The organism is Fluviicola sp., assembly GCF_039596355.1.
Classification (GTDB): Bacteria; Bacteroidota; Bacteroidia; order Flavobacteriales_D; family Crocinitomicaceae; genus Fluviicola.
In genome coordinates this window covers 103,784-128,927 of sequence record NZ_JBCNJW010000009.1, presented here as the reverse complement: position 1 = coordinate 128,927, position 25,144 = coordinate 103,784, and the positions used below count along the sequence as shown (strand labels likewise).

General features: G+C 44.8%; 24 protein-coding genes. 15 read left to right on the top strand and 9 right to left on the bottom strand.

The window, feature by feature from the left end; all coding sequences use genetic code 11:
• Positions 1–225: 225 nt before the first annotated feature.
• Positions 226–1,464 (bottom strand): DUF4886 domain-containing protein, encoded by a 1,239-nt coding sequence (locus ABDV94_RS15630; protein ID WP_343748143.1) that lies wholly within the window; start codon positions 1,462–1,464, stop codon positions 226–228.
• Between the two features lie 93 nt (positions 1,465–1,557).
• On the opposite strand from ABDV94_RS15630, the gene ABDV94_RS15625 reads away from it, so the two are divergent.
• Positions 1,558–3,828: a T9SS type A sorting domain-containing protein gene (locus ABDV94_RS15625; RefSeq protein WP_343748142.1), complete on the top strand. Its 2,271-nt coding sequence runs from the start codon at positions 1,558–1,560 to the stop codon at positions 3,826–3,828.
• A 233-nt stretch (positions 3,829–4,061) separates the two neighbouring features.
• On the opposite strand, the gene ispE is transcribed toward ABDV94_RS15625, so the two are convergent.
• Positions 4,062–4,865 (bottom strand): 4-(cytidine 5'-diphospho)-2-C-methyl-D-erythritol kinase, encoded by an 804-nt coding sequence (ispE, locus tag ABDV94_RS15620; RefSeq protein WP_343748141.1) that lies wholly within the window; start codon positions 4,863–4,865, stop codon positions 4,062–4,064.
• A gap of 60 nt (positions 4,866–4,925) precedes the next feature.
• Between ispE and ABDV94_RS15615 the strand changes: the two genes are divergently transcribed.
• On the top strand, positions 4,926–5,882 hold the full coding sequence (locus tag ABDV94_RS15615; protein WP_343748140.1) for an acetyl-CoA carboxylase carboxyltransferase subunit alpha: 957 nt from the start codon (positions 4,926–4,928) through the stop codon (positions 5,880–5,882).
• A gap of 128 nt (positions 5,883–6,010) precedes the next feature.
• Here ABDV94_RS15615 and ABDV94_RS15610 read toward each other — a convergent pair whose 3' ends face one another.
• On the bottom strand, positions 6,011–6,799 hold the full coding sequence (locus ABDV94_RS15610; protein WP_343748139.1) for a hypothetical protein: 789 nt from the start codon (positions 6,797–6,799) through the stop codon (positions 6,011–6,013).
• Between the two features lie 213 nt (positions 6,800–7,012).
• On the opposite strand from ABDV94_RS15610, the gene ABDV94_RS15605 reads away from it, so the two are divergent.
• The 5 genes from ABDV94_RS15605 (at position 7,013) to ABDV94_RS15585 (ending at position 10,518) form a co-directional block, all read left to right on the top strand.
• A complete protein-coding gene (locus ABDV94_RS15605) occupies positions 7,013–7,927 on the top strand; it encodes a DUF5777 family beta-barrel protein (RefSeq protein ID WP_343748138.1) in 915 nt (304 codons plus the stop codon).
• Positions 7,928–8,075: 148 nt separating this feature from the next.
• A complete protein-coding gene (locus ABDV94_RS15600) occupies positions 8,076–8,615 on the top strand; it encodes a YceI family protein (protein WP_343748137.1) in 540 nt (179 codons plus the stop codon).
• Between the two features lie 6 nt (positions 8,616–8,621).
• Positions 8,622–9,023, top strand: coding sequence for a hypothetical protein (locus ABDV94_RS15595; RefSeq protein WP_343748136.1), 402 nt, complete (start codon positions 8,622–8,624; stop codon positions 9,021–9,023).
• A gap of 3 nt (positions 9,024–9,026) precedes the next feature.
• Positions 9,027–9,392 (top strand): cytochrome c, encoded by a 366-nt coding sequence (locus tag ABDV94_RS15590; protein ID WP_343748135.1) that lies wholly within the window; start codon positions 9,027–9,029, stop codon positions 9,390–9,392.
• A 253-nt stretch (positions 9,393–9,645) separates the two neighbouring features.
• Entirely contained in the window at positions 9,646–10,518 is an 873-nt protein-coding gene (locus ABDV94_RS15585; RefSeq protein WP_343748134.1) for a choice-of-anchor V domain-containing protein, read from the top strand.
• A gap of 75 nt (positions 10,519–10,593) precedes the next feature.
• On the opposite strand, the gene ABDV94_RS15580 is transcribed toward ABDV94_RS15585, so the two are convergent.
• On the bottom strand, positions 10,594–11,160 hold the full coding sequence (locus ABDV94_RS15580; RefSeq protein WP_343748133.1) for a hypothetical protein: 567 nt from the start codon (positions 11,158–11,160) through the stop codon (positions 10,594–10,596).
• Between the two features lie 101 nt (positions 11,161–11,261).
• Between ABDV94_RS15580 and ABDV94_RS15575 the strand changes: the two genes are divergently transcribed.
• Positions 11,262–12,752 (top strand): hypothetical protein, encoded by a 1,491-nt coding sequence (locus ABDV94_RS15575; protein WP_343748132.1) that lies wholly within the window; start codon positions 11,262–11,264, stop codon positions 12,750–12,752.
• 94 nt (positions 12,753–12,846) lie between these two features.
• Positions 12,847–13,230 (top strand): methionine-R-sulfoxide reductase, encoded by a 384-nt coding sequence (locus ABDV94_RS15570; protein WP_343748131.1) that lies wholly within the window; start codon positions 12,847–12,849, stop codon positions 13,228–13,230.
• Between the two features lie 42 nt (positions 13,231–13,272).
• Here the strand turns inward: ABDV94_RS15570 and ABDV94_RS15565 are convergent, their stop codons facing one another.
• Positions 13,273–13,902: a MarR family winged helix-turn-helix transcriptional regulator gene (locus ABDV94_RS15565; protein ID WP_343748130.1), complete on the bottom strand. Its 630-nt coding sequence runs from the start codon at positions 13,900–13,902 to the stop codon at positions 13,273–13,275.
• Positions 13,903–14,039: 137 nt separating this feature from the next.
• On the opposite strand from ABDV94_RS15565, the gene ABDV94_RS15560 reads away from it, so the two are divergent.
• Entirely contained in the window at positions 14,040–16,478 is a 2,439-nt protein-coding gene (locus tag ABDV94_RS15560) for a carboxypeptidase-like regulatory domain-containing protein (RefSeq protein WP_343748129.1), read from the top strand.
• Positions 16,479–16,526: 48 nt separating this feature from the next.
• On the opposite strand, the gene ABDV94_RS15555 is transcribed toward ABDV94_RS15560, so the two are convergent.
• From ABDV94_RS15555 to ABDV94_RS15545, 3 genes are all read right to left on the bottom strand, one after another.
• The gene (locus tag ABDV94_RS15555) at positions 16,527–17,486 is read right to left on the bottom strand and encodes a transglycosylase SLT domain-containing protein (RefSeq protein WP_343748128.1); all 960 of its coding nucleotides are present in this window, start codon (positions 17,484–17,486) and stop codon (positions 16,527–16,529) included.
• A 146-nt stretch (positions 17,487–17,632) separates the two neighbouring features.
• Positions 17,633–19,096, bottom strand: coding sequence for a DNA recombination protein RmuC (gene rmuC / locus ABDV94_RS15550; RefSeq protein WP_343748127.1), 1,464 nt, complete (start codon positions 19,094–19,096; stop codon positions 17,633–17,635).
• Positions 19,097–19,185: 89 nt separating this feature from the next.
• Positions 19,186–20,292: a hypothetical protein gene (locus ABDV94_RS15545; RefSeq protein WP_343748126.1), complete on the bottom strand. Its 1,107-nt coding sequence runs from the start codon at positions 20,290–20,292 to the stop codon at positions 19,186–19,188.
• A gap of 65 nt (positions 20,293–20,357) precedes the next feature.
• Between ABDV94_RS15545 and yidD the strand changes: the two genes are divergently transcribed.
• The 5 genes from yidD to creD all read left to right on the top strand — a co-directional run bounded on the left by yidD (position 20,358) and on the right by creD (position 23,918).
• Positions 20,358–20,618 (top strand): membrane protein insertion efficiency factor YidD, encoded by a 261-nt coding sequence (gene yidD / locus ABDV94_RS15540; RefSeq protein ID WP_343748201.1) that lies wholly within the window; start codon positions 20,358–20,360, stop codon positions 20,616–20,618.
• A 150-nt stretch (positions 20,619–20,768) separates the two neighbouring features.
• The gene (locus tag ABDV94_RS15535; protein ID WP_343748125.1) at positions 20,769–21,164 is read left to right on the top strand and encodes an OsmC family protein; all 396 of its coding nucleotides are present in this window, start codon (positions 20,769–20,771) and stop codon (positions 21,162–21,164) included.
• A gap of 482 nt (positions 21,165–21,646) precedes the next feature.
• Positions 21,647–22,258: a hypothetical protein gene (locus ABDV94_RS15530; RefSeq protein ID WP_343748124.1), complete on the top strand. Its 612-nt coding sequence runs from the start codon at positions 21,647–21,649 to the stop codon at positions 22,256–22,258.
• Positions 22,255–22,554: a transcriptional regulator gene (locus ABDV94_RS15525; protein WP_343748123.1), complete on the top strand. Its 300-nt coding sequence runs from the start codon at positions 22,255–22,257 to the stop codon at positions 22,552–22,554. Before ABDV94_RS15530 ends, ABDV94_RS15525 begins: the two co-directional genes overlap by 4 nt.
• A gap of 53 nt (positions 22,555–22,607) precedes the next feature.
• On the top strand, positions 22,608–23,918 hold the full coding sequence (gene creD, locus ABDV94_RS15520; RefSeq protein WP_343748122.1) for a cell envelope integrity protein CreD: 1,311 nt from the start codon (positions 22,608–22,610) through the stop codon (positions 23,916–23,918).
• 73 nt (positions 23,919–23,991) lie between these two features.
• On the opposite strand, the gene ABDV94_RS15515 is transcribed toward creD, so the two are convergent.
• Complete coding sequence (locus tag ABDV94_RS15515; RefSeq protein WP_343748121.1) at positions 23,992–25,101, bottom strand: hypothetical protein; 1,110 nt, start codon at positions 25,099–25,101, stop codon at positions 23,992–23,994.
• Between the last annotated feature and the right edge of the window lie 43 nt (positions 25,102–25,144).

Sequence of the window (25,144 nt, the reverse complement as noted above, 5' to 3'; positions counted from 1 at the left end):
GTTAAAAAAACAAAATGAAACACTGTTAATTATTTAACGTAATAATTTCAAAATTTTTTAGCGAACCTCATTTCAAAAAGCTCCGAACAGCCTATGTATGTTAGGATACAGATTTTTTGTTAAAAAAATATACTGAGATTTTAAAAAACTATTTTTTAACAAATTCGTTAAACAAAAAAGGTATCAAATCGACACCTTTTAAAAATTCTTAATCTTTTAACTCACTTAAAAACAGCGAACCACTTTTACTGTACCGTTCGGAGCTCTGAACCGGAAGAGTTGAACCGCTTGATTTCGCTGAAAAAATAATGGCTTCTCACCCAACTCCTGCTCTTCTGTCAGCCGCCTTCCATCTGCTCCGAACACTTCAACCAGGTAGCCGGAATCGTGACTGGAAACCACAATCAACTCATCGGTCGTTCGAACCTCCACTGCAGAGAAATCCAAATCCTTTAATCCCAATGTTCCTCCTACGGCAACCGGGATCGATACAGTATCCGAATTGCAGTCCGAAGAAGCGATCAACTGAATGGTGTAGACTCCATCCGAATCAAAGGTATGCTCTGGATTTTCACTGGTACCGCTCTGCCCGTCTCCGAACGACCAGGTGAAAGACTCAGCGCGCGAACTCTCATTGGTCAGCGTTACTGAAGCGCCGTTCTGGACAACTGAAAAGCCGGCTTGTGTCGGTTCGTCTACACGGTGCAGGTGAAAATGATCCAGCGAATCGAGAATCACAGTTGCAGCCGCTTGCTGCAGTATTCCTGCGGTTACCGCACTCAAGCCCCCGGTATAGGTCGCTCCAACCGGGCTTTGACGAAAAAGTGACGCATAAAACGTACAAGCCGCCAGGTAGGTTCCTTCAGTAGATGGATGCGATCCGTCGCTGTTATACAAATTGATTCCCGGCTGGTTAGTACGAACATATCCCCAAACAGCTCCAACCGGAGAAACCATTGCCCGGTCGCTGGAATCTGCCATGCGCATGTATGCATTGTACAAACGCGTATTCATTTTTTCAAACGTATTAATTCCCGACCACTGCGGATCTCCATCCTGTCTTCCCCAGGTCATATAATACATCACATTACTGCAGGCGTGATTTACCCAGATACTATCCGATAATCTCACCGCAGCCGGAAGTGTGGATGCATTGACCTGTGCGTCCGGGAAACTCGGTTCCTGGCTTTGTCCCTGGATCACCACCACATCCCAGGGTTTGGAATGAATCTTCACATACGTTGCCGCATCGTCTACATGATTCTGAAACGTATAGCCTCCGTTTGTCTTCGAATCAACGGTGATTTCCTTTCCGAGATTGGCTGCCAGATTGCTCAGCATCCCTGGCAGATCATTCACATAGGTGTAACTGTTACCTATAAACAATACAGAAATGGAATCCTGGGCCGATGCAACAAAAACCGTTGCCGGGAAACAAAGAAGGGTGAAGAGTATTTTTCTCATGATCGTGTGTTTTCACAATAAACAGCAATCCACTTTTGCAGTTGCTTTAATTTTGCCGTAATATTGGAAGAAGTATTGCAATCCTATTTTCCGATGAAAAAAGTACTTTCTCTCCTGATACCTGTTCTCAGTTTTTTTCACATCAGTCATTCACAGACTTATTTGGGTTTCGAGTACAAACCGGATATTCCGGTGAAAGTTGGAAGTACAACCCTGAAAAATCCCTGGGCTGGAGGAATCAATTACGGCCAGTTTTCCACGATCGATTACAATTTCGACGGTTTGGACGACCTGGTTATCTTTGACCGCAGCGGAGACGAATTTGTCCTGATGCAGCACGTGGTCACGAATTCCATTCACGAATACAAATACGTGTACAAAGGCTACCTTTATTTCCCAGACGACTGCAAATACCGGTCTGCATTCGTGGATTACGACGCAGACGGAAGAAAAGACCTCTTCACCTATGGAATCGGCGGAATCAAAGTATACCGGAATGTAGGAAGTGCTTCATCCGGTTTGCAATGGCAGTTGATCACTCCGATTCTTCAAACAGATTATACAGGTGATATTTCCAATTTATATGTCAGTGCCAGCGACATCCCCGCTTATGCAGATGTGGATTTCGACGGAGATATTGACGTACTGACGTTTCATATCGGCGGACAAAACCTGCTTTACCATCAGAATCAGAGCATGGAACTGTACGGTATTCCTGATTCCCTGATTTTCGTCATGAAAAATCAATGCTGGGGAAAATTCACAGAAGATCCGAACGGAAACGGTCTTTTCCTGAACCAAACAGCCTATCCTTGTGAAAACGGAGACGTTCCGAATCCACTACGGCCCGAAAACATTCCCTCCGAAGAATCCGTAGCCGAAGCCGAACTAGACGGAATCACGCGGCATTCCGGCTCCACGATTCTGGCAATTGATATGAACAACAACGGGGTGATGGACCTGTTTGTGGGAGATGTTTCCTATCCGAATGTCACGCTTTTAATGAACGGCGGTACGGCTCCCAATACCAATTCAGCCATGATCAGCCAGAATCAGAACTTCCCGGATTCCATCAACCCTGCACAAATGCAGTTGTTCCCGGCAATTTACTGGGAAGATGTGGACTTCGACGGTAAAAAGGACCTGATTATTGCCCCGAATGCACGAACCGTTTCGGAAAATCAAAACAGTGTCCAACTTTTTAAAAACACAGGAACGAACGCCCTTCCGAATTTCGTGTACCAGGAAAATAACTTCCTGCAAAAAGACATGATCGACCACGGCCTGGGCAGCATCCCGGTTTTGGTTGACGAAAACGGCGATGGATTAAAAGACTTACTGATTGCGAATTTTGTCCGTTACAAACCAACACTCAGCCTGGAATCTGTTTTCCAGCTGTATCATAACACAGGAACTGCATCCAACCCGGAATTTACACTCGTCAATAATGATTACCTCGGACTTTCATCTCTCGGACTCGGACTGCGCGTTGTTCCTGCTTTCGGAGACCTCGACGGCGACGGCGACCAGGATTTGATTGTCGGGATGGAAAGCGGAAATTTGAAGCAATTCACGAATACTGCCGGGGCTGGAAACACCCTGAATTTCGGTTCACCGGTTACTGTCACCGACAATACAGGAGCGGCAATCAACGTGGTTGCGTATTCTCATCCGCAGTTATTCGACCTGAATAAAGATGGATTACTCGACCTGATCGTAGGGAGGAAAACGGGTGAAATTGCCTATTATCAGAATACAGGAACTGCATCTACTCCCAGTTTCACGCTTGTTAGCAACAATGTAGGTCAGGCAGATATCTTCTCCTCTACCGATGCATACGCTGCCCCTCACTTTTTCCGCGTCAATGATACGACCCATTTGTTTGTGGGCTCCTACAACGGCCGCATCAATTATTTCCGCAACATCGACGGTCACCTGACAGATGGCGACACCTTCAGCCTCTACTCCGACCATTACCTGAATTTGGACGTGGGATTGTACTGTTCCGTTTTCGTGGACGACATTGACGGAAACGGACTCCTAAATCTATTTGTAGGTCAGGATCTCGGAGGTTTGTTCCTGCTTGAAGCTGATCCGTTGAGTACCGTTTCGGTTCATGAACTCACGATTGAAAAAGAATTGGTTCTTTACCCGAATCCAGGAAACCAGTTTGTGACCATTCTTTCGAAAAACGATCTCCATGCGGTAATCAACTTAATTGCCGTTTACAATCTATTAGGTCAGCAACAACAGTTGGAACTGAATGGAAAGCAGGTGGATGTTTCCAGGCTGAGTCCGGGAACGTATTACTTTGTCGTGGAAATAAACGGAAGAACAGAACATTTGAAGTTTATCCGGAATTAAAGACGGATATACAGGAAGTTGAAAGATTTATTTAGGATTTTAAGAATTTAACCTTAACTGCCCCAATATTGGGAAATTGGGAAATCCCCAAATTGGGCATCGAAAAATCAGTGAAATCGACGCATTCTAATCAAAAATAAATTACTCCAACATTAAGCATCCCCAAAAAGCGCCAATCATACTTCTTATTAAGAATACAACATTCGCATTTTTCATCCGGAAACAGATTGCCCCTAAATCTTCAGGCATTTCTCATAAACCACCGACTGAGACCAGCGAATATTCTTCGGTTCGGAGCGGAAAATTCCGAACAAAGTCGATCCGGAACCGGTCATAGCAGCATAAACAGCTCCATGTGCATAGATATCATTCTTCAATTGCGCCAGTTCCGGGTACTTTCTGAAAACAGACTCTTCAAAATCATTCACCAGGGAATCTTTCCAGGCCGACAGTGGTTTCTCCAGTATGGTTCGCAGCGAAGCGCGGGTTTCATCCGGAACAACACCATCATAAGCCTCTTTGGTCGAAACATGAATTCCTGCATTCACCAATACGATATAGCAGTTCTTCAAATCCGCCTGAAGCGGACTCAAAACCTCTCCCCGGCCTTCGGCAAACTGCAAACCTCCTTCAATGAAAAAAGCGCAATCCGAACCTATTTCAGCAGCCATCTGCTTCAAGTGTTCATTTCCGATTTCCGGGGCATACCGATCACGCAGCAGCTTCAGTGCAAAAGCAGCATCAGAAGAACCACCGCCAAGACCACCTCCCATCGGGATCATTTTGTGCAGGTGAAACGACAAAACCGGAATCTCCTGGTACTTCCGGAATACGCGTTCCGCATCCAGGATGAGATTTCCTCTGCCAGGAATCTCCAGTCCGGAGGTTGAAAAAGATGCTTCATCGCTTTCAAGAGCCTCGAGTACATCGCAAAAAGGAAGTTCCAACATCCCCGTTTCAATATCGTGGTATCCGTCGACCCGCTTTCGCAGGATGTGCAAACCCAGGTTTATTTTGCATGTTGGAAAATTAATCATGTCGTAAAATTACATAGATGCGAACTATTTTCGTAAATTTCGCCCCTCAAAATAGCAATTATGTCTACATATTTAGATTTTGAAGAACCTTTAAAGGCACTGGAAGATCAAATCGATCAAACGCGTGAAATCGGCATCAATACTGGTGTTGACATGAGTGACAAGATCCAGGCTTTGGAAGAGACTCTGACAAAAAAGACCAAGGAAATATTCGGAAAACTGACTCCGTGGCAACGCGTACAATTGTCCCGTCACCCGGACAGACCGTACACACTGGCATACATCAATGCAATTTCAAACAATACATTCCAGGAGCTGCATGGCGACAGAAATGTGAAGGATGATAAAGCCATGATCGGTGGTTTCGGGTTGCTGAACGGACGCACAGTGATGTTTATCGGACAGCAAAAAGGTATCAACACCAAAATGCGCCAGTACCGTAACTTCGGGATGCCGAATCCGGAAGGTTACCGCAAAGCATTGCGCTTGATGAAACTTGCTGAGAAATTCGATAAGCCGATTGTAACGTTTATCGATACTCCGGGAGCTTTCCCTGGATTAGAGGCAGAAGAAAGAGGTCAGGGTGAAGCAATTGCTCGTAACATTTATGAAATGATGCAGTTGAAAGTTCCTGTAATCTGTATCATTATCGGTGAAGGTGCTTCCGGTGGAGCATTGGGAATCGGTGTAGGTGATAAAGTTGTGATGTTGGAAAACACCTGGTACTCCGTTATTTCTCCCGAATCCTGTTCTTCTATCTTGTGGAGATCATGGGAATTCAAAGAAAAAGCGGCTGAAGCATTGAAACTGACGAGCTCAGACATGAAACGGTTGAAGTTGGTTGACGATGTCATCGAAGAACCATTAGCTGGTGCTCACAGAGACCAGGAAACAAGTTTCCAGAATGTGAAAACCAAAATCATTCAATACCTGGCTGAACTGGATAAAAAAGATCCGGAACAACGCATCGAAGACCGTATCGAGAAATTCAATTCCATGGGAGTTTGGAACGGATAATTCTGAAGTGAAAATTGAAAAGCAGGCTTCGACTCCGCTCAGCCCTGCTTTTCACCAAAAACAATATCAAAAAGACTGCTTATTCAAGCAGTCTTTTTTTGGCTATTGGTATGATGATTTAGGGATCGTCATTCCCAGGTATTGACCGTATGTTCATGATTGAGGTCAATCACCAATGTCACTTTTACTTCTTTCCTGATCTCCAGCGCTTTTTCATAAATGGCTTCCACCGAGTAGTTGTTCACGATTGAATGATCCTGCCACTTTCCGTTAAAAAAAGCCTGGTTCACAATCCGCACCACATGTTTTCCTTTTGGGATCCTCACCACAAAAAAACCTCCTTTGCTCTCAACAGATTGCGGAGACGTACCCAATTCAACACCATCCACAGACACCTTCATACGGGAAGAGTGATCGTAGCCCTTTTCAACGTTCACAAATTTCCAGCTGACCATCAACGGATAATGTTTCCCTTTAAACACAACCGGTTTCCCGGCATACTCCCTTCCTTTCGAATCAAAGCGGGTAACAGAAACTCCGGCATGATCCAAATCAAACAAGACCTGCACTTTCGCCACTTCTTTCGCGTCCAGGGTAAATTCGCACACAGCATCCATACTGAATCCGTTCTTGAAGGTATGCTCCATCCAATTCCCTTCATAATAAGCTTCATTTACCAGCCAGACACGATGTGCTTTTGAAGAAAGGCGCAGTGAATAGGTTCCCGGCTCACTTTCTTTACATTCTCCCGAAACCGGAAGTTCTATATCATCCACAAAAATCCTGCAACGGTTCAGGTGGTCATACCCCTCCTCTATCCCGGCAAATTTCCATTCCAGGACAACGGTACGTTCTCTCGCATATGTTTTTGGGAAAACCAATAAAGCGAAAAGTAGCAGCAAGCAGGAGTTCTTCATATTTGTTTCATTGCCACAAACTTAACGATTAAATTAAATACACACATACGACAAATGTCGTATTTCAGGAATCCCCGAATGAGTCAACTTTCCTATCAATAAGGTAGACTAATTTCAATCAAGCATTCCAACCATCCACTTATTCCTGTATTAGGACTCTAGTTATATATCAGGGTAAGTATTATCTTGGCACAAAATAAGAAACCAATAAGGATGATTCATAAAATACTTTTCATGGGAGCCGCTCTGATCCTGGCAGGATATTCAAGTGCTCAGGATACAGATTCGACAGCAACAGATACGGAAGAAACAACCGTCGATGACAACCTGGTTGAACAGACTTTTGAGTCTACCCGCATCGTGAGTGCACATTCGGTGGAATGTTTGCGCAAAGGAGTGCTGGAATTCCGCGTGGAACACCGCTTTGGTGATTTCGCAGGTTCAAACGGAGGTGTTCAAAACTGGTTCGGACTGGACAATTCCAGCGACATTCGCCTGGGATTTGAGTACGGGATTACCAATCACCTGATGGTAGGTGTAGGTCGAAGCAAAGGAACAGGAACTCCTTACCGCTCACTGCTCGACGGTTTTGCCAAATACCGCATCCTGCAGCAAAAGAAAAAAGGTATGCCGATTTCACTGGCCGTAACCGGAAGCATGTTTTATACCTACATGAAAGCACTTCCGGATATTTATTCCGTTGCTTACTTCCCGAAACAAGCCTACCGCTTCTCTTATTCTGCTCAGCTGAACATTGCACGTAAATTCGGAAACCTCCTGAGTTTGGCCGTTATGCCGACCCTGGTTCACCGGAATTATGTGGCCGCAGATGACCAGAATACCTTGTTTGCTTTGGGTGGCGCGATGCGCTGGTCGCTCACACAACGCTGGGGAATCATGGTTGAATACCACCAGGTTTTCCAGGACAAGGGCATGCGCACCAATAACTTCAACAGCCTCGGATTTGCTGTTGAATGGCTTACTTTCGGACACAACTTTACGATTTATGTTACCAATTCCCGCGGATTCGGCGAAACCCAATTTATCACAAATACATACGATAATTGGTTAAAAGGACAATTCAGGATTGGTTTTTGCATTGGAAGAAAGTTCGAGTTCGGGCACTAGAACAGTTGAAATACACTGTGCGAACAATGCCAGTTACAAAGTATACGTCGCGAATGAATCAAAGGACTCACATTCAAAGCGTTCAATTTGTAATTTGCAACCGGTGCACGCGCAATTTTAAAATACGAATAAGTTAAAACAAGTAATTATGAAGAAGATATTTTATCCCGCATTGGCTGTCTGCATTTTTGTAAGCTCAGCATTTGTAACGATGACCGCAGCTAAAGACTACGTGTTCAAAGAAGGTTTCACCATTGCATTCAAAAGCAAAGATCCTTCCGGTGAATTCAAAAAGGCGAAAGGAAACATCACCTTCGATGCCGACAACCTGGCAAATTCCAAGTTTGATATTTCGATTGATGTAAGCTCCATCAATACCGGGAATTCCATGCAGAACAAAAAAGCACAAACTTCCGAGTGGTTCGAAGCTTCCAAATATCCGAATATCAAGTTTGTATCTTCCAAAGTGGAAAAAACCGGCGACGGGTACACCATTACAGGTAAAATGACGATGAAGGGAGTGACCAAAGACAAGAAAATCCCGGCAACGCTGACCAAATCCGGTAATGATCTGACGTTCTCCGGTAAGTTTACCGTAAACCGCATCGATTACGGTGTAGGAGAAAAAAGCGACGCTGTTCCGGATGTCATGAATATTTCCTACTCCATCCCGGTTACTGAAAAATAAACGCCCATGTTCAAACGTCTTTTTTTCCTGGGAATTGCTTCCGGATTGTTTTCGTCTCTGATTTCCTGGGTTTACTCCTACATGTATACCAAGATCGCAGATTTCACGGAACATTCCGGATACATGCACCTGCTTGCTTTTTCCATGATGATTACCATCGGAACAAGCATCCTGGCAGGAATTTGTTACAAGCTGATCAAAAATCAGTCTTTGGCAGCATTTGTCATTCACATGATCCTATCCGGAGTTTCACTGGCATGTGTTTTCTACGTGTTCAAAATGGATGATCCGGTGTTCAAAAACGAAGACGCAGCCGCTATGATTGATTATTACAAAGGGTATCTCATCCCGTTCGTATTTATTCCTGCGCTCTCCTGGTTGAGCTTCAAACCTCTCTTTATTAAATAACATATGAAAAAATCCATATATCTTCTTTCAATAGTGAGTGCTGCAGTTGTCCTTTCATTGGTCTCGGCAAGCGGCTGTACCAAAGCAAAAGCTCCGGTAAACATGGGAACGGTCACTTGTTCGGACACCATTTCGTTCAGCCAGCAAATTGAACCGATGATCCAGACAAATTGTGCAAGTTGCCACGGATATGGAGGCGGAACGTCCCCCTCACTGTCCAATCATGCAGAAATTGCAAGCAACGCCGACAATATCCTGGGAACGCTGCACGGCACTCCTCAGTTGATGCCTCAGGGAGGTCCTGCCCTGGCTGATTCTCTGATTCAGCAGTTTGACTGCTGGATTCAACAAGGAAAAATGAATAACTAAACAGGTTGAAAAACACGCCGGTTTCAGAAATTCATAACTTATTACGGCAATTTCATAACAACAAACAACAATTACCTGTGTAGGTTTGAAACACCCGCATACATAACAAGATGTGATCAGATAAGCGACAACTTCCTGTTCTGTAAGCGAAACAGCCCAATGAATGCCTCAAAGAGGCCCGGCCAAAGAAGATTCCCTGATCATCGGACGATCGGATGAAATGAAACAACGAAAAACGAAAACTTAAAGCATTATGAAAAAAAACTACTTTTTTATTGGTCTACTTCTCGCTTCAGGAATCCTGGTGAGCTTTTCAGGGAAGGAAAACATTGAAAACGTCAAAAAATTCACTCAGAATTTCCATCAATTAAACGCAGCCGGGAGTCCAGGCGGAAGAACGGGAGCTCCAGGCGACGGGAACTGTACCTCCTGTCATTCCGGGACAGTACAAAGTGGTTCCGGGTTTAACCTCGTAACACTAACAAGTGGCGGAACGGCTGTTACGGACTACCAACCGGGAACAACCTACCAGGTCAACGTAACGATGTCTACCAACAACGCGAAAAACGGCTTTGAAATCGTTGCGCTGAGCCCAAGTAATACCGCAGCGGGAACCTTCGCCATTACCGATGCAACCAATACCAAGACCATTTCTTCGGGCGGAAAAACGCGCGTAACACATAAATCTGCAGGAACAGCTGCTACGAGCTGGAGTTTCAACTGGACTGCACCTGCAACCAATATCGGAACAATCACTTTCTACCTGGCAACAAACCAGACAAACAGTAACAACAGCGACACCGGAGATATCATCCGCACTTCCCAGCATCCGTTCGGATCTCAGGCTGGAATTGCAGAAAGCAAGCAAATTGAAACCAGCATCGCTTACCAGGCCAATACCAACTCGCTGAACATTCAACTGGACAGTAAAGTGGAAGGACCGGTATTCGTAAATGTGGTAGACCTGGGCGGAAAATCCGTTTTCACGGAAAACCTCGGAAATGTGAGTGCAGGAGAAAGCGCACTTTCAGTACGTTTGAACCAGGAATTGAACAACGGAATCTACCTGGTAAACGTTTCCGTAAACAACAACATGATCGCTAAGAAAGTATATATTTCAAAATAAGGAATTACACGCAGGCGCGCAATACTTCCCGCGCCTGCTTCTCTTAACTTTTTCCTTTTCAATTTTCACTTTCTATTATCCGATTCTGCGCTGAACCAATTCGTCTACACGTTCATAAAACTGTGACGGCGTGCTTGTTCGCCATTCGATATCTTCCAAATCACCTCCCATCACGAAATAATGGTCTACCCGTGCTTTTTCCAGTTCGCTGATCACATGATCGTGAAAATTCACCAACGCAATCCAGCCGTCTTCCACTTCATCAAACCATTCTTCGTAATAGCAATCATCTGAATAGTGGAAATTCAATACGTTTTCCCCAATCAGGATAAATTTATTGATTCCGTGTCCCATGATTTCCTCAATCACGTTGCGCTTGAGCGTCATGATATCGTTTTCAATCGCATCATTCCACTCGCCGATAAACTCTATAATCGCAAAGCCTTCATCGTAGTCCACAAAAAGAATTTTGGCAAACAAGGTGCGCGACCCGATATTATCCCACTGCGGATGAATCAGGAAATTGTAAATCCGGTCTGTAAACTCAAATTCACTGTACTCCCGGTCGTAAAAGGGAGAAAGGGAATCTTCCGAGGCGATGTATAAATGTCTCCAATTGAAATATGGCTCGATAAAATGCACGAAATCAGCGTTTTAATTTTGGAATAAAAATTGCAATTCTGAACTTCGAAATTAAAAAGAAAGTCTACATTTGAATCTCATTTCGAAACAAAAATTTACCTATGAAAAAATACAATAAAACACTAATAGTCAGCATTTTTGCTTTTAGTGGTATTTTACTATTCAGCTCCTGTTCATCCGATTCCAAAGAGCGCGATGCGGCAGAAGCCACTTCGGCATTGATCCACGGAAATGAAAATATCGTGGTTTTCGGTCACGTGGGAGCAATGAATATCCTCGACAATACGGGCTACAAACACATTCCGAAGGTAAATACCATTCTGGGAAGCGTGTTGAGCAACTGGAAAAAGGGCCTCGAGATCGACAAACCGATCTACTATGCATTGGAAGCTCCTTTTGGACACGATGCAACTCCTGAAACGGTTTACGCGATCATCAACATCAAAAACCAGGACAGTCTGTCCTCCATCATCAGCGAAATGGGATACGACCTGGAAAAAGACGGAGACATTTCTTTCCACCAGGAAGATGATGTGACCTTCGGAATCCGTAACAAACTTTTTATCATCATCAGCAAACCGGGAGATTACGACGGGAAAGCAAAAATCAAGGAAACGTTTGAACTCACAGAAGGTGATCTTTCCGAAGGAACGGCAAACGACATCGTGGAACAAAGCGGTGATATCGTTTCCGGGGTTGATGTTTCACGTTTGCTGAACACATCCAATACCGAACTGGCAAAATTACCATCCGACAAGAAAGAAGAATTGGAAGGATTGGTAGAGAATGCCTTCATTAAAACCGTTGCAGATTTCAAAAACGGTGAGGCGGTGATCCAATCTACCAACTTATTCTCAGAAGAATTGAAAGACAAACTGTTTTTCAAAGATAAAAACGGGAATACCCTGGTGAGCAAATTGGGCGGTGGAACCCCGTGGATGGGCGTTGCAATGAACCTGGATTTGAGAAAAGGAGAAGATTTCCTGACAAATTACCTGCCGGATGCGAAAAAGAGACTGATGGGCGGACTTCCGAACGAAGCGAAATTTGCACTGCTGGCTTTGGGTGAAAATCCGTTCTCCAAACTGTTTTCCGGGCAAGCAGGAGCCATCATGAACGGCGATCCAAAATCAACCATGGGAATGGAACTGGAATATAGCAGCTTCCTTGGTTTAGGGCCCAAAGGAGACATTCTTCAAAAAATGGTCGAAGAGCAGTTCGGAGCCTTCGGAACAAAACAAGGCGATACTTACACCATGGGAACATTGCGCCTTAAATCCAACAAACAGGGGATTTTTGTTTCAAGCGGAAGCAGCAATTTCGGAAAGCTGAACCTTCCTTCCTACGTGAAAAATTTCGGGGAAGACAGCTTCTCAATGTTCATTGCATTTGAAAAAATGGACGTGGCAAGCATGGAACTGGAAGACGAAGCGAAAGTCATTGAAATCCTGCAATATGTCACGATCAATGTGAACCGCGACGGTTCCAAAATGGTCATTGCAGCGAAAAACAAACAAGTGAACATCCTGAAACAGGCGACGGATTTCTACGCAAAACAGATTATGAGCAAGATCGACTCCATGGGAGTGTGATTCGGTGAATTAAGCATTTTTATGAGAGGTTATCGGAAACGATAGCCTCTTTTTTTGCACCTTTTTTCGTATCTTGTATCTGTCAAAAAGAACTATGAAAAAAGAAGCAAAAGACTGGAACAAATTAACGCCCGAAGAAGAACGCATCATTGTACGCAAAGGAACAGAATACCCTTTCACAGGTCAATACAATAAATGGGCAGAACAAGGAATCTTCGTATGCCGACGCTGCGAAGCACCGTTATACAGAAGTTCAGATAAATTCGATTCGGGATGCGGCTGGCCGTCTTTCGACGATGAGATTGAAAACAATGTGAAACGCATTCCCGATCCGGACGGACGACGCATTGAGATCATTTGTGCCAATTGTGAAGGACATCTGGGACATGTATTTATCGGCGAACAGTTTACCCCGAAAGACACACGTCACTGTGTCAATTCACTGAGTATTCTCTTTGTCAAAGACAGCAAAGAATAAATCCTGATCCCGGTATAGCCGGGATTTATTTTTTCACGGTTATCAAAGGTATTTAGCTACCAATTCCTGAGTGTCCAACTGTCTGGATTCCTGGAAAATCTTTTTATGAAAATCATCCAATTTGCGCAAAGTACTGACCAAAAACAACAACTCATCATCACTCAAAATACCCGTTGCCAGGGTAGACAATGATTTGGTCATTTCCGAAGAAGCATAAAGCGCTCCTTTTCCTGCATCTGTAAGCGATACGCGGATGCTTCTTTTGTCATTCGGATCTTGTTCCTGATCCACATATCCCTTGGTAAATAATCGTTTGATGATTTCAGTCCCGGTGGTAATTTGGTGTGCATTCCGGTGAATCAGCTCTGTTTTCGTCATGCTTTTTTCCTGGAGCAAAACAATGAGGTAAGTAAACTCTTCCAGGGAGGTAATGGGAGTCTTGGGCATAGACTTTTTGGCATAATGATCGATGTAACGTCCCATCATCCCAACATAAGCCCCCGCAATTTCAATCAAGGTCTGACGATTAAAATTACTCCAGGAAGAACGTCCGAAATCAAGACCATTGTCTCCTAATTTTCCCAAACGCTTGTTCATGAACAAAAGAAAACCCGCCAGGGAATCCTCTTGCATATCCGTTTTTATTTCAGCCTGATATGCTTCATATTGCATGATTATCTGAACCAACGTACTTTCCATCTTCACCGCATTATTCCTACGAAATTACAATAATTCATACAAAAATGTATTATCCAATTGCTTTTTAATACAAAAACGTATTAATTTAGCGGTTAATAATACGAAAACATATGAAAAAAACGGTTCTACTCTTTTTAGTATTACTGCTTCACCAACTGCATGCGACCGCTCAAACAACCGGAATCATCCAGGGAGTTGCCCGGGATAAAAATACTCAGGAAGCTCTCATCGACGGAATCGTCCGGGTAGTAGGTACCTCCTTTGCTACACGAACCGATACAGATGGGAATTACAGGCTGGAAGTTCCCACCGGAACCTACAACGTAAGTTTCAGCATCGCAACCTATGAAAACATCACGAAATACAATATTTCAGTCACTTCCGGTAACGCCCAGATTGTCAACTTTGAAACGGTTCCGGCTGAAACAGCAATTGATGAAGTGGTGATTTCAAACTCCAACGCCACCCGCGCCGATGCCACCGATATGGTTACTCCGCTTTCTGTTCAACGATTGACAACGGAAGAAATCAAAAGTAACCCCGGCGGTAACTACGATGTATCAAAAGTCGTACAATCCCTTCCCGGTGTGGGAGGAGCAACCGGCGGAGCAGCCAGAAACGACATCATTATCCGGGGCGGTGCTCCGAATGAAAACGTCTACTACCTCGACGGTATTGAAATCCCCGTTCTGAATCACTTCCAGACGCAGGGAAGTTCCGGAGGCGCACAAGGAATCGTCAATGTCTCATTCATTGAAGAACTAAAACTTTCCTCTTCGGCCTTTGATGCACGTTACGACAATGCACTGGCCTCTACCTTCGTTATCAAACAGCGCCAGGGAAACCGATCGAAATTTTCGGGAAATGCGCGGGCCAGCTTGACGGAAACGGCTTTAACACTGGAAGGACCGCTGGGTAAAAAAACGGATTTCCTTGCCGCAGGACGTTTTTCCTACCTCGACCTGCTCTTCACCCTGATCGACCTCCCTATCCGGCCGCGCTACCAGGATTACCAGCTCAAGACATCCACAAAGCTCAATGAAAAAACGACGCTCACATTCATCGGTTTGGGATCCATCGATCGTTTTAACTTCGGTGCGACCCGGAAAGCAAGCCCGGAAAACGAATACTTCCGCCGCTCCCTCCCGTTTATCAATCAATGGAGCTATACCACCGGTGTCACACTGAAAAGACTGATCAAAAAAGGCTATATCAATCTGGCATTGAGCCGGAATATGTTTAACAACCGCCTGGATCAGTTTGAAGATGCCAGAAATGATGACGAAGCATACCGCAACCTGAAACTCCAGTCACAGGAAATTGAAAACAAATTCCGGGCAGATGTCAACAAATATGTCAACGGCTGGAAATATTCCTACGGAATTTCCGGACAATATGTCAAATACAATACCGACCTGTATTCCAAACTCAGCAGTGCAGTCCTTGATTCCAATGGAAACACCGCGATTCCCGCAACAGAAATCAGGTTCAAAAGTGCTATCGAATTCTTCAAATTTGGAGCCTTCGGTCAGGTTTCAAAAACATTCTTTTCTGACAAACTTCTGGTTTCAGCCGGAATCCGCTCCGACATCAACACGTTTACCCAAAACGGATTAAACCCGCTTTCAACACTTTCTCCTCGCCTCTCCGCAGCTGTTCACCTGACTCCGAAATTCGAGTTAACCGGAAGTGTGGGCATTTACTACAAAATACCGACTTACACTGTTTTGGGCTACCGCGACAGCAGCAATCAACTGGTAAACAAGTCCGTGGATTACATCCGTTCCACTCATTATGTATTCGGAGGACAATTTTTGCCAAACGAAGCCCTGCGCATTACCCTGGAAGGATTCTACAAAGAGTACTCCAACTATACTGTGTCACTGAAAAATGGCATCTCCCTGGCCAACCAGGGGCAGGAATTCGGAGCGGTAGGGAATGAAGCCGTTCAAAGCAGCGGAAAAGGACGTGCAATCGGTTTCGAAGTCTTTATCCAGCAAAAAATGGTCAAAAAAATCTTCTATTTCGTGAGTTACACCTATGTGAGAAGTAAATTTTCCGGCTTAAACGGCATCCTGCTTCCTTCTGCCTGGGACAACCAGCACCTGCTCTCCGGAACACTGGGTTATAAATTCAAAAAAAGCTGGCAGCTTGGGCTGAAATACCGCCTGGCAGGAGGTGTTCCTTACACTCCTTACAACCTGGCAGCTTCTCAGCAAGCTTATCCGGTAACCGGAAACGGAGTCCTGGATTATTCCAATCCGAATTCGGAACGATTGAAAACATACAGTCAGCTGGATTTGCGGATTGACAAAACCTGGAACTTCAGGAAAACAAGTGTCATCTTTTTTATTGACGTCCAAAACATATTGGGAACCAAGCAGCAGGGAACACCCTATTACACCTTCAAACGAACTGAAGACAACAGTGGTTTCGTCACCACAGATGGGCAGCCATTGAAAGCAGACGGTTCAAATGGTATTCCTGTGATCCTGAAAAATGAATCTGCAACAGTCACTCCGACACTGGGAGTCATTTTTGAATTCTAATAATAACTCATATGGCAATCCTTACTGCATTCCCTGGTGAGGATTGTCTCAATCCATGTTCCATGCCGCACTGCACTGATAAATGGAAGCAGATTTTTCCGAAAGCATTTTAGCCAGCTGAATGTGTGCCGCCAAAGCCAGCTGCGAATAGTTTTGAGAAGCATTGCCGAAGCTCGCTGCACTGGTTACCCACATTTTCTGAATGAGTTCTTCCCCGCTTGCCACCTGCCCGATTGCATTCACGACCGCTTTCACATTCAATGCTCCCGCGTGGTATACGTGCATGGTCAGCAGGCGGAACCAGATTGCATGTTCATCAACCGTTAATCCTGCGCCTTCGGCAATTCCTCTTGCCGATGGAATACAAATACGCTTCAATAATTGGGATGCCGCGTATGCCGAACGCATGAAATCCTTGCGTTCGTCTACCGTGCGGTTAACCGTCAATCCCATGGAACGCGCCACTCCCGGCATCAGCTGGAACGGGCCGTAAGCACCGACAGACGATTTCTGCATTCTTCCCGGGCTTTCGATCAGCAAAATGGATTGTGCATACCACGGATCTACCCCGAATTGTTCAAAGGCAGAAACTCCCTGTGGCAAACTTTCAAACACCAGGTCGAAGCGGTAGAAATCGTTTTTCCCGGTTGTCACGTTGATCCGTTCATCGGCATTTAAACCGAATAAACTGCGGATACTGTCTTTAAACAGGGTTTTCTGAGCTTCCGTTTGTGCATGCCAGTCTTTGTTCGCCATTTTCGCAATAATCTGGCGGGTAGACCCCACATTCACCAATACCGAATCCGGGGAAAGAATCATGATTTGCTGCCAGAACTTCGGGTGCTGCAACTGATCCCACTGGGCAGCCTGGATTCCCGCCGCTCCCATAATGACATGTTCGGATGAACCTTCCGTAACGGAAATCATTTCAGGTTCCCAATCGGAATTTTGCGAAAAGGATAGGAAAGGAATACACGCTAAGAGCGCCAGGAGAGTTTTGCGTTTCATTGCTGCCGTGGGTTTTCGATGTTGCAAATTAACCAAAGTGCATGAAAGATGCAATACAGCTCCCGGATTTAATGAACAATCCGGTTTTCATTTCCCTGGTTTCATTCTTCGCGTATAACGCTGAAAAAGCCAGAGGTTACACCTTATCAATCATCTGTTTCATCTTCCGATGCCGTTTTCTCCAAATCCTTCGGGAGTTCTTTCTTCGGTTTCAATCCCAGTTTCTTCAATTTGGAAGCCTGCAACACCAGGTTGTCATTCCCGGTCGACAATTGCTTGAATGCATCATCGTATTTGTTTTGTGCTTTCGACAAATGCTCTCCCACGACTTTCAGGTTATCGACAAACCCCACAAACTTGTCATAGAGTTTTGCACCGCGCTCGGCGATAGCAATCGCATTCTGATTTTGATATTCACGTTTCCACAGATCGACAATCAATTTCAGGGAAGTAATCAGGTTCGTTGGATTCAGCAATAAGATGCGTTTGTCGTAAGCAAAATTCCACAATTCGGGATCTCCCTGCATCGCCGCAATATAAGCCGGTTCACTCGGGATAAACAACATCACGAAATCCAGCGCCTGGTCATAATCATCATAGCCTTTGGAACTCAATGAAACAATATGCGCTTTCACCGAAGCAAGATGCGCCGCCAGTTGTGTTTTCTGTTCTTCCGGATCCACGGCGTCCAGGTAGCGGGTAAATGCCGTTAGCGAAACTTTCGAATCGATGATGACACTGCGGTTGTCCGGGTATTTGACGACTGCATCCGGACGCATTTTTTTCCCTTCGGAATCCGACAAAATGGCTTTCCCGTCTTCGCCCGTTAACTGGTGTTCAATGAAGTATTCCCGGTCTTTTACCAATCCCGATTTCTCCAAAATGCTTTCCAGGATCATTTCACCCCAGCGTCCCTGGGTTTTAGACTCTCCTTTCAAAGCGCGGGTCAGGTTTTTGGCTTCTTCACTGATCACCTGGTTCAAATCCGCCAGCTCTTTCACTTTTTGCCCGAGCGAAAATCGCTCCTTGGATTCTTTGTCATACACTTCCTCCACCTTTGCTTTGAACTGGTTGAGGTTTTCGCCCAGCGGTTTCAGCAGGGATTCGATGTTTTGTTTATTCGCGTTAGTGAACTTTTCGGTCTTCTCCTCCAAAATGCGGTTCGCGATGTTCTCAAATTCCAGGCTGAATTTCTCGTTGAGTTTTTCAATTTCCTGCTTCTGGGTCTCCAGTTTTTCAGTCATCGATACCACACCCGCTCTGGCTGCTGCCAGTTCGTTGTTCACGGCGTTGAATTCTTTCGTTTTGTCCGTGAGCTCTCCCTGAACTTCCTTCTGTTTTTCTGTTGCAGAAGCCAATTCACGCGCAATACTTTCCGCTTTCAGGTTTGCTTCCACGAGTTTCATTTCTGCATGATTCTTCTGAGCACTGATGTCGTTCAGTTCTCTTTGGTAATCCTCCCGTTCAGCCGTCAGCTCCGTGATCCGCCCCTGGGAATTTTTCAATTCGTTTTCAAGCGTTGCAACAGTACCGGCATGTTTCTGTCGGATAAAAAGTACCGCAACTACTGCTCCGGCAATCAATCCTCCTACTAAAAAAATCAATTCCATGTGTTTTATTTTATTCGTTTTTCTTCCGGATTCGGGCAGAAGATTCGCATTGAACTCTTTACATCTTTTGAACGACTACAAAGTCACTGTCAAAACTTCTTCAATCCTTCTCCGTCTACATACGCCTTCAACACCACTTCCATTTCTTCCATACTCATGGGAAACCACTCTTCTTTAACCACTTTCCGGATCGTGAGCCGTTCTTTGACAGACAAGGTTCCGTCGACCAGTAATCCGAAGATCAGCAAACGCGCAACCAACCGGTTTTCGTCCGGATTCGCTCCGAACAACTCCTCTATGTTCACTTCAAAGGGATGTTTCAGGTTCAACCCCGGAACTTTTTCCAACAGCCCTTTTACGAAGGAATACAGTGCGAAATTGTATTGTCTTTTCTGCTGCGCCACAAAATGCACCAGGAGCGTCAATTTGTCCTGTACCGACTCCAACTCTTCCGTCGAAAAATCGCGCAAAAAATCTTCCGTCGCCGCGTTGGACACAATCCGCATGCGGGTTTCTTTCATCACTCCCCTGCTCGCCCATGCATTCCAGAAAGCAAAAATCGGTACTCCAACCAGGTCGGTAACGATACGTAGCGCATACCTTCCGAGGAAACGCCGCACCAGGAATTTCATCAGTACATTGGAAAGCGTTGCCCGCAACTTCATCCCGATCAATAGGGAATAATAGGAAAATTTCGTCAATCCCACATACGGGTTGATGTTCAGCAATTGCATATGCTTCGCCGGCATTTCCAATCCCGCTTCGGTCAGTAAGGCAACCTGTTCGGAATAGTCTTTATTCGAGGAAGAAGGGAAACGGTAGATTTCACAGATCCGCCGGACAGCATAGAGATTCAGCATATTGAGCAACCAGATTTCCGGGAAAATCATCAGCACAGCGTAGAGCATGTACGACATCTCCACATCGAATTCATAGCCGAATACGTTGAAATGCTCCGCATCCAGTAATGTTGTGAAATGAAACGGGAAAATAACGATCATCACCGCACAGGCTCCGATAGTCCCGGCAATGAGATATACCTGCAGTTCCAGCTGTTTCAACTGCTTCTTTTGTTGCTCACTCAGGGTATAGCCGTGCATATCTTCCCGCCGGATTCCGGCAGTTTTCCGACTCAAATAACTGTTTCCCAACCGGAAAGCAATACTTCTGCTTCGTTTCTTTTGAATTTCATCCATAAACGTTGAGTAAAATTAACGAAATCCGCTTTGCTTTCTTACGTAACTTTGCATCCGATATGATCATGAAATACATCCGGCAGTTTTTCGTTTCCCTTCTGATTGTTCCCGTGAAGATTTATCAATGGGTCATTAGTCCTATTCTTCCGAATTCCTGCCGGTACGAACCAACCTGTTCGGCCTACATGATCGAAGCATTGAAAATTCACGGTCCCATCAAAGGACTTTGGCTGGGAACACGCCGGATCAGCCGCTGCCATCCCTGGGGCGGGCATGGTTACGATCCCGTTCCGGAGAAAAAACACCGGTGTAAACACCATTCATAATGAATTACGAATGATCTAATTCCGAATTACGAATAGGTTGCAGGAACGAAAAAGGTAATTCTCAAAGTTCGTTTGGCCTTCAAAAATGCGTATCTTAGTTCGAACGACAACGATTCAGACAACAGGCTAAATCGACGAAACAGAAATCATATGGCAACCATATCAGCAAATATCAAAAAGGAACTTTACCGGGTTGAAATCGAATCTCCGACCGGAAACGTAGTTATTGCAGACGAACCATTGGAAAGCGGAGGGAAAGACCTGGGATTTTCGCCCAAAGAACTGCTCATCGCCTCACTTGGAGCCTGTACCAGCGCAACACTGAGAATGTATGCCGATAAAAAAGGCTGGGATTTGCAGGAAGTGAAGCTGGAAATTGACCTCGACCGGGATGAAAAAGCCAACAAAACGATCATCAAACGCAGCATTCAGTTGTTCGGAAACCTCGACGAAAAACAACGCGAACGATTGCTCAATGTGGCAAATGCCTGTCCGGTTCACAAAATTCTGACCAATCCGATTGAAATTACGACGAAACTGGAGTAAGACACATCAATTTCCGGGCTTAAATCAAACGCAAAAGCGCGAAGAACGCAAAGGCTCTTTCGGTGAATCATCTATCTGCAGGAATCCGTGAAATCTTTCAGCTGAGCTCACGACAAAGTCTGCAGGGAATATAAACCACATAGGAACATAGTACACAATAGAACCGTGTCTAAGGGATGTTGTATTGTATAACGTTTTATAAACAGCAGGCTCTGTGGTCTATGTATTTTTTTACCCTGTGCAGCGTATTGTTTATGTTACTTAAAAATAGATAGCATTTAATTACCACATAGATCCATAGGAGAACATAGTACTGTTTCTTTGCATCCAGTTGAAAACATGATCTGCGAGATCTGCGTGCTATATAAAACCCCGTAGTATCAAGATGTCCAGCCCAATCACCAGGAGATTTCTAAAAAAATCCAAAAAAATATTGCCTGATTCATTCTTTTTATTTTACTTTGAATTTCAAAGTTCTTTTTATGGATAGTGAAAAATATTTGGCACAGCTGCATGAGATTCAAAACATGATGCAAAAATCATCGAAGTTTTTGTCTTTGTCCGGACTTTCAGGAATCCTGGCTGGTATATACGCTTTGATCGGTTCCGGGATTGTATTCTTCATGGAGAAGGATTTTGCTTATCCGATCCGTTTTGATTCCCGGGAGTTCCTGCTTGTAACAATCATCGCCGCTCTGATCCTGCTCTTTTCTTTCGTTACAGGAGTCTTTTTTTCTATGAGAAAAGCACGCAAAAAACACGAGTTGATCTGGAACAAAATTTCCCGCTTATTTCTCATGAGTTTCCTGGTTCCATTGATCACTGGCGGTTTGTTTGCGATCATTCTGGTAAGCAAACGGGAATTCGCACTTGTTTCGCCTGTCACGTTGTTGTTTTATGGAATCGGATTGGTAAATGCCAGTCGCTATTCCTTTGAAACACTTCGGAACCTGGGCTTTGTTTTCATCCTTTTGGGATTACTCAATACGCTTTTTGTCCAATATGGTTTGTATTTTTGGATGTTCGGTTTCGGTGTCTGCCACATCATTTACGGCGCATTCATGTACCTGAAATACGATTACAAAAAACCATGACAAGTATTATTTCGGATATCAATAAGATCTTTGATCATCGGATACGGCTGGGAATCATGTCCGTACTGATGGTCAATGACTCCGTGGACTTCAACCGGCTGAAAGAATTGCTGGAAGTGACGGACGGAAACCTGGCATCCCATATCAAGGCACTGGAACAGTCGGAATACATCATCATCAAAAAACAATTTATCGGGAAAAAACCCAATACAACCTATGAAGCTTCTCCGTTGGGGAAACAGACATTTGCCAAGCATCTGGCCGCGCTTGAGCAACTAATCAAAACAAGCAAATAGCTATTTTTTTATTCATTTACTTTGAAATTCAAAGTTCTTTTAAATCAATCAACATGGAAAATCAACAGAAATTGCCCCCGGAAAGCCCGGGTGCGGCAGACAGCAAGGAAACAAGCAGTTTTATGAAGTTTCTGAATTCTTCTTTCGGAAGATTCCTGCTTATCGGGTTCATTACCCTGCTGCTATTAGCGCCATTGGTGCGGGTGATCCTGCTCATCGAAGAACGAAAAGAACGAGCCGAAGAGATCAAAACCGAAATCCGTTCCGAATGGGGAAACAATTTTCATTATTCCGGGATCATCATGCGGATTCCCTTCAAAAAAGAACAAAAAAACTCCTACCTCTTCTTCTCTCCCGAAACGGAAAACAGCAACCTAAAGGTAGAAGTCAACACCAAGAAACGAGGGATTTACCATTTTCCTGTTTTTCAATGCGGAGTGAGTTCTTCTTCCGTATTTACACCTGTTCTCAACAACCCTGACCTGGATTTAAGCCGCATCCAAATCGGTTTACTCGCCTACCCGGATACGCGCCTTTCCGATATCGGGAAAATCATGATCAACGGAAAACCACTGGAGATTGAGGAAGAAACGTTTTCCAATACCAGCAGCTCCAAATTATTTTACTCCACCGCTCCATTCGCTATCGACAAATCCACCACCCAAATCAACGTTAGTATGCATTATTCCGTAAACGGTTCCGGGAATATTACCCTGCAGGGACATGCAAAAAAGAACCGCTTCAACATGGTTTCCAACTGGAAAAATCCTTCTTTTTCGGGAAATTCGCTTCCTGATCCCGATTCCTTCGACGTGAAAAAAGCCGGCTTCACCAGTTCCTGGAATATGCTGAACATCACTCAAAACGCGAAAAAAGGCACCTTTGGGCCGGATCACAACATTACGGTTCACCAGGCTTCGGTCGATTTCCTGGAAAATGTGGATCACTACCAATTGAATGAACGGACAGTCAAGTATGCAATCCTGGTCATTTTACTCACATTCACCATATTTTACCTCATCGAACTGATCGGAAAGATGCTCATTCACCCGATTCATTACTTCATGATCGGATTATCGCTGATCCTGTTTTATGCCATCCTGCTCTCGTTCTCTGAACAATTCGGATTTGCGGTCTCCTACCTGATTGCCAGTTTGAGCATCCTCACCCTGCTTTCCTGGTATGCATGGTCAGTTCTCCGGTCGCTGAAATTTGCCTTGACGGTGCTCGTTGCCATTTCGCTACTTTACTGCTTCCTGTATGTACTCGTGAACCTGGAAACATATGCCCTGATCGTCGGATGTATCGGCTTGTTTATGGTTCTTGCTGCAATCATGAGCTTTACCCGCCGCTTACAGGTGTAACAAACTGAAAAAATTCTCCTCCTCCCGGTCATTGAGCGGAGTCGAAATACCGGGAGGGAGAATTTTAGGTGATTTACTTGGTGTAGGTGTATTTTCGTGAACGGGTAATGTTGATTCCTAAGGAAATTCCGTAGGTTGTTCCGTACTTATTCATGCTCGCATAAAAATTCAGCGGCACATTCAACGCTCCCGGGCGGAACGTCTTCCCGAAAGCAAAAATGAAATTCGTAGAGAAATAAGTTGCACCCCGCGTATCCGGGCGGTTGAAATAGGACATATGTACTGCATTGGCAACGCCCATATCGGACAATTCCTGGTAGGTTCGGAAACTTCCGTCGTAATCGGTTGTTCCGGAAACCAGACGCTTGATGGTAAACGAAGGCCCCATGGCAATTTCCCAGGCTCCTTTCCCGAAACGCACGCCGTGCATGATTGCCAGGGAAGGAATTGGTGTTCCATGTTCCATTCCGGCTACATTGCCGAGAAACTCAAACAATCCGCTGAATTTCTCACTTCCTGCATACTGAACTTCCAGCTGATAACCGATATTGAACAGCACCGGAAGCGTTCCAACTCCGCCGTCGCGCTCTTTTCGCGTGAAGAACTCTCCGTTTTGACCGGTAGCAACTGCAAAACCGATCCGGGGCCCGGAATTGTTCATCTTTCCCAGTCCCGTGCTGGCAGTTGGTCCGTCTTTGAAAAACAAGGCTTTATAGACCGAGAAATCCACGTCCATTTTCAGGAGTTTGTAGATCATGATATCCGTCATCCGATTCAATTCGCGCGGCTGGTTTTCAAATTGTTCAATCTCGTTTCGTTCAATTTCCCCGGTTTTCACATTCACAATCTTCATCGCGATCAAAATCCGGTCTCCCAAACCTTCGTAGCTGGCACTCATGGCAAAATCTGCGCTCAACTGTGTCCCCACTTTCCCGAGGCATTCTTTTCCCATGCATTCTTCCATTTTCTTGCTACCCAGTTTTTCAGCAACATCATACCGGTCGTTGACCACATACTTTTTGGAGTTTACCAGGCTTTTATAGATGACGGAGCGAAGGATGTCTTCATTGGATGAAATGTTCCTGACTTCAATTCCGGCGATGACCATTGAAGGTAGTTGGGCTACCTGGGCCATTGTTTGAAAAGCGCAAAGCCCCAAACAAACTATGAATACTTTTTTCATGGTTTCAATTTTAAGTTTCGGGACAAATTTGCTAGGTATGCAT

Excerpts from the sequence above, each read along its gene's own strand:
- ABDV94_RS15590 (WP_343748135.1), top strand. The coding sequence starts at position 9,027 with ATGAAAAAATCCATATATCTTCTTTCAATAGTGAGTGCTGCAGTTGTC.
- ABDV94_RS15525 (WP_343748123.1), top strand. The coding sequence starts at position 22,255 with ATGACAAGTATTATTTCGGATATCAATAAGATCTTTGATCATCGGATA.
- ABDV94_RS15575 (WP_343748132.1), top strand. The coding sequence starts at position 11,262 with ATGAAAAAATACAATAAAACACTAATAGTCAGCATTTTTGCTTTTAGT.
- ABDV94_RS15600 (WP_343748137.1), top strand. The coding sequence starts at position 8,076 with ATGAAGAAGATATTTTATCCCGCATTGGCTGTCTGCATTTTTGTAAGC.
- ABDV94_RS15515 (WP_343748121.1), bottom strand. The coding sequence starts at position 25,101 with ATGAAAAAAGTATTCATAGTTTGTTTGGGGCTTTGCGCTTTTCAAACA.
- ABDV94_RS15535 (WP_343748125.1), top strand. The coding sequence starts at position 20,769 with ATGGCAACCATATCAGCAAATATCAAAAAGGAACTTTACCGGGTTGAA.
- ABDV94_RS15615 (WP_343748140.1), top strand. The coding sequence starts at position 4,926 with ATGTCTACATATTTAGATTTTGAAGAACCTTTAAAGGCACTGGAAGAT.
- ABDV94_RS15565 (WP_343748130.1), bottom strand. The coding sequence starts at position 13,902 with ATGCAATATGAAGCATATCAGGCTGAAATAAAAACGGATATGCAAGAG.
- ABDV94_RS15605 (WP_343748138.1), top strand. The coding sequence starts at position 7,013 with ATGATTCATAAAATACTTTTCATGGGAGCCGCTCTGATCCTGGCAGGA.
- rmuC (WP_343748127.1), bottom strand. The coding sequence starts at position 19,096 with ATGGAATTGATTTTTTTAGTAGGAGGATTGATTGCCGGAGCAGTAGTT.
- ABDV94_RS15560 (WP_343748129.1), top strand. The coding sequence starts at position 14,040 with ATGAAAAAAACGGTTCTACTCTTTTTAGTATTACTGCTTCACCAACTG.
- ABDV94_RS15545 (WP_343748126.1), bottom strand. The coding sequence starts at position 20,292 with ATGGATGAAATTCAAAAGAAACGAAGCAGAAGTATTGCTTTCCGGTTG.
- ABDV94_RS15530 (WP_343748124.1), top strand. The coding sequence starts at position 21,647 with ATGGATAGTGAAAAATATTTGGCACAGCTGCATGAGATTCAAAACATG.
- creD (WP_343748122.1), top strand. The coding sequence starts at position 22,608 with ATGGAAAATCAACAGAAATTGCCCCCGGAAAGCCCGGGTGCGGCAGAC.
- ABDV94_RS15570 (WP_343748131.1), top strand. The coding sequence starts at position 12,847 with ATGAAAAAAGAAGCAAAAGACTGGAACAAATTAACGCCCGAAGAAGAA.
- ABDV94_RS15555 (WP_343748128.1), bottom strand. The coding sequence starts at position 17,486 with ATGAAACGCAAAACTCTCCTGGCGCTCTTAGCGTGTATTCCTTTCCTA.
- yidD (WP_343748201.1), top strand. The coding sequence starts at position 20,358 with ATGAAATACATCCGGCAGTTTTTCGTTTCCCTTCTGATTGTTCCCGTG.
- ABDV94_RS15625 (WP_343748142.1), top strand. The coding sequence starts at position 1,558 with ATGAAAAAAGTACTTTCTCTCCTGATACCTGTTCTCAGTTTTTTTCAC.
- ABDV94_RS15630 (WP_343748143.1), bottom strand. The coding sequence starts at position 1,464 with ATGAGAAAAATACTCTTCACCCTTCTTTGTTTCCCGGCAACGGTTTTT.
- ABDV94_RS15585 (WP_343748134.1), top strand. The coding sequence starts at position 9,646 with ATGAAAAAAAACTACTTTTTTATTGGTCTACTTCTCGCTTCAGGAATC.
- ABDV94_RS15595 (WP_343748136.1), top strand. The coding sequence starts at position 8,622 with ATGTTCAAACGTCTTTTTTTCCTGGGAATTGCTTCCGGATTGTTTTCG.
- ispE (WP_343748141.1), bottom strand. The coding sequence starts at position 4,865 with ATGATTAATTTTCCAACATGCAAAATAAACCTGGGTTTGCACATCCTG.
- ABDV94_RS15610 (WP_343748139.1), bottom strand. The coding sequence starts at position 6,799 with ATGAAGAACTCCTGCTTGCTGCTACTTTTCGCTTTATTGGTTTTCCCA.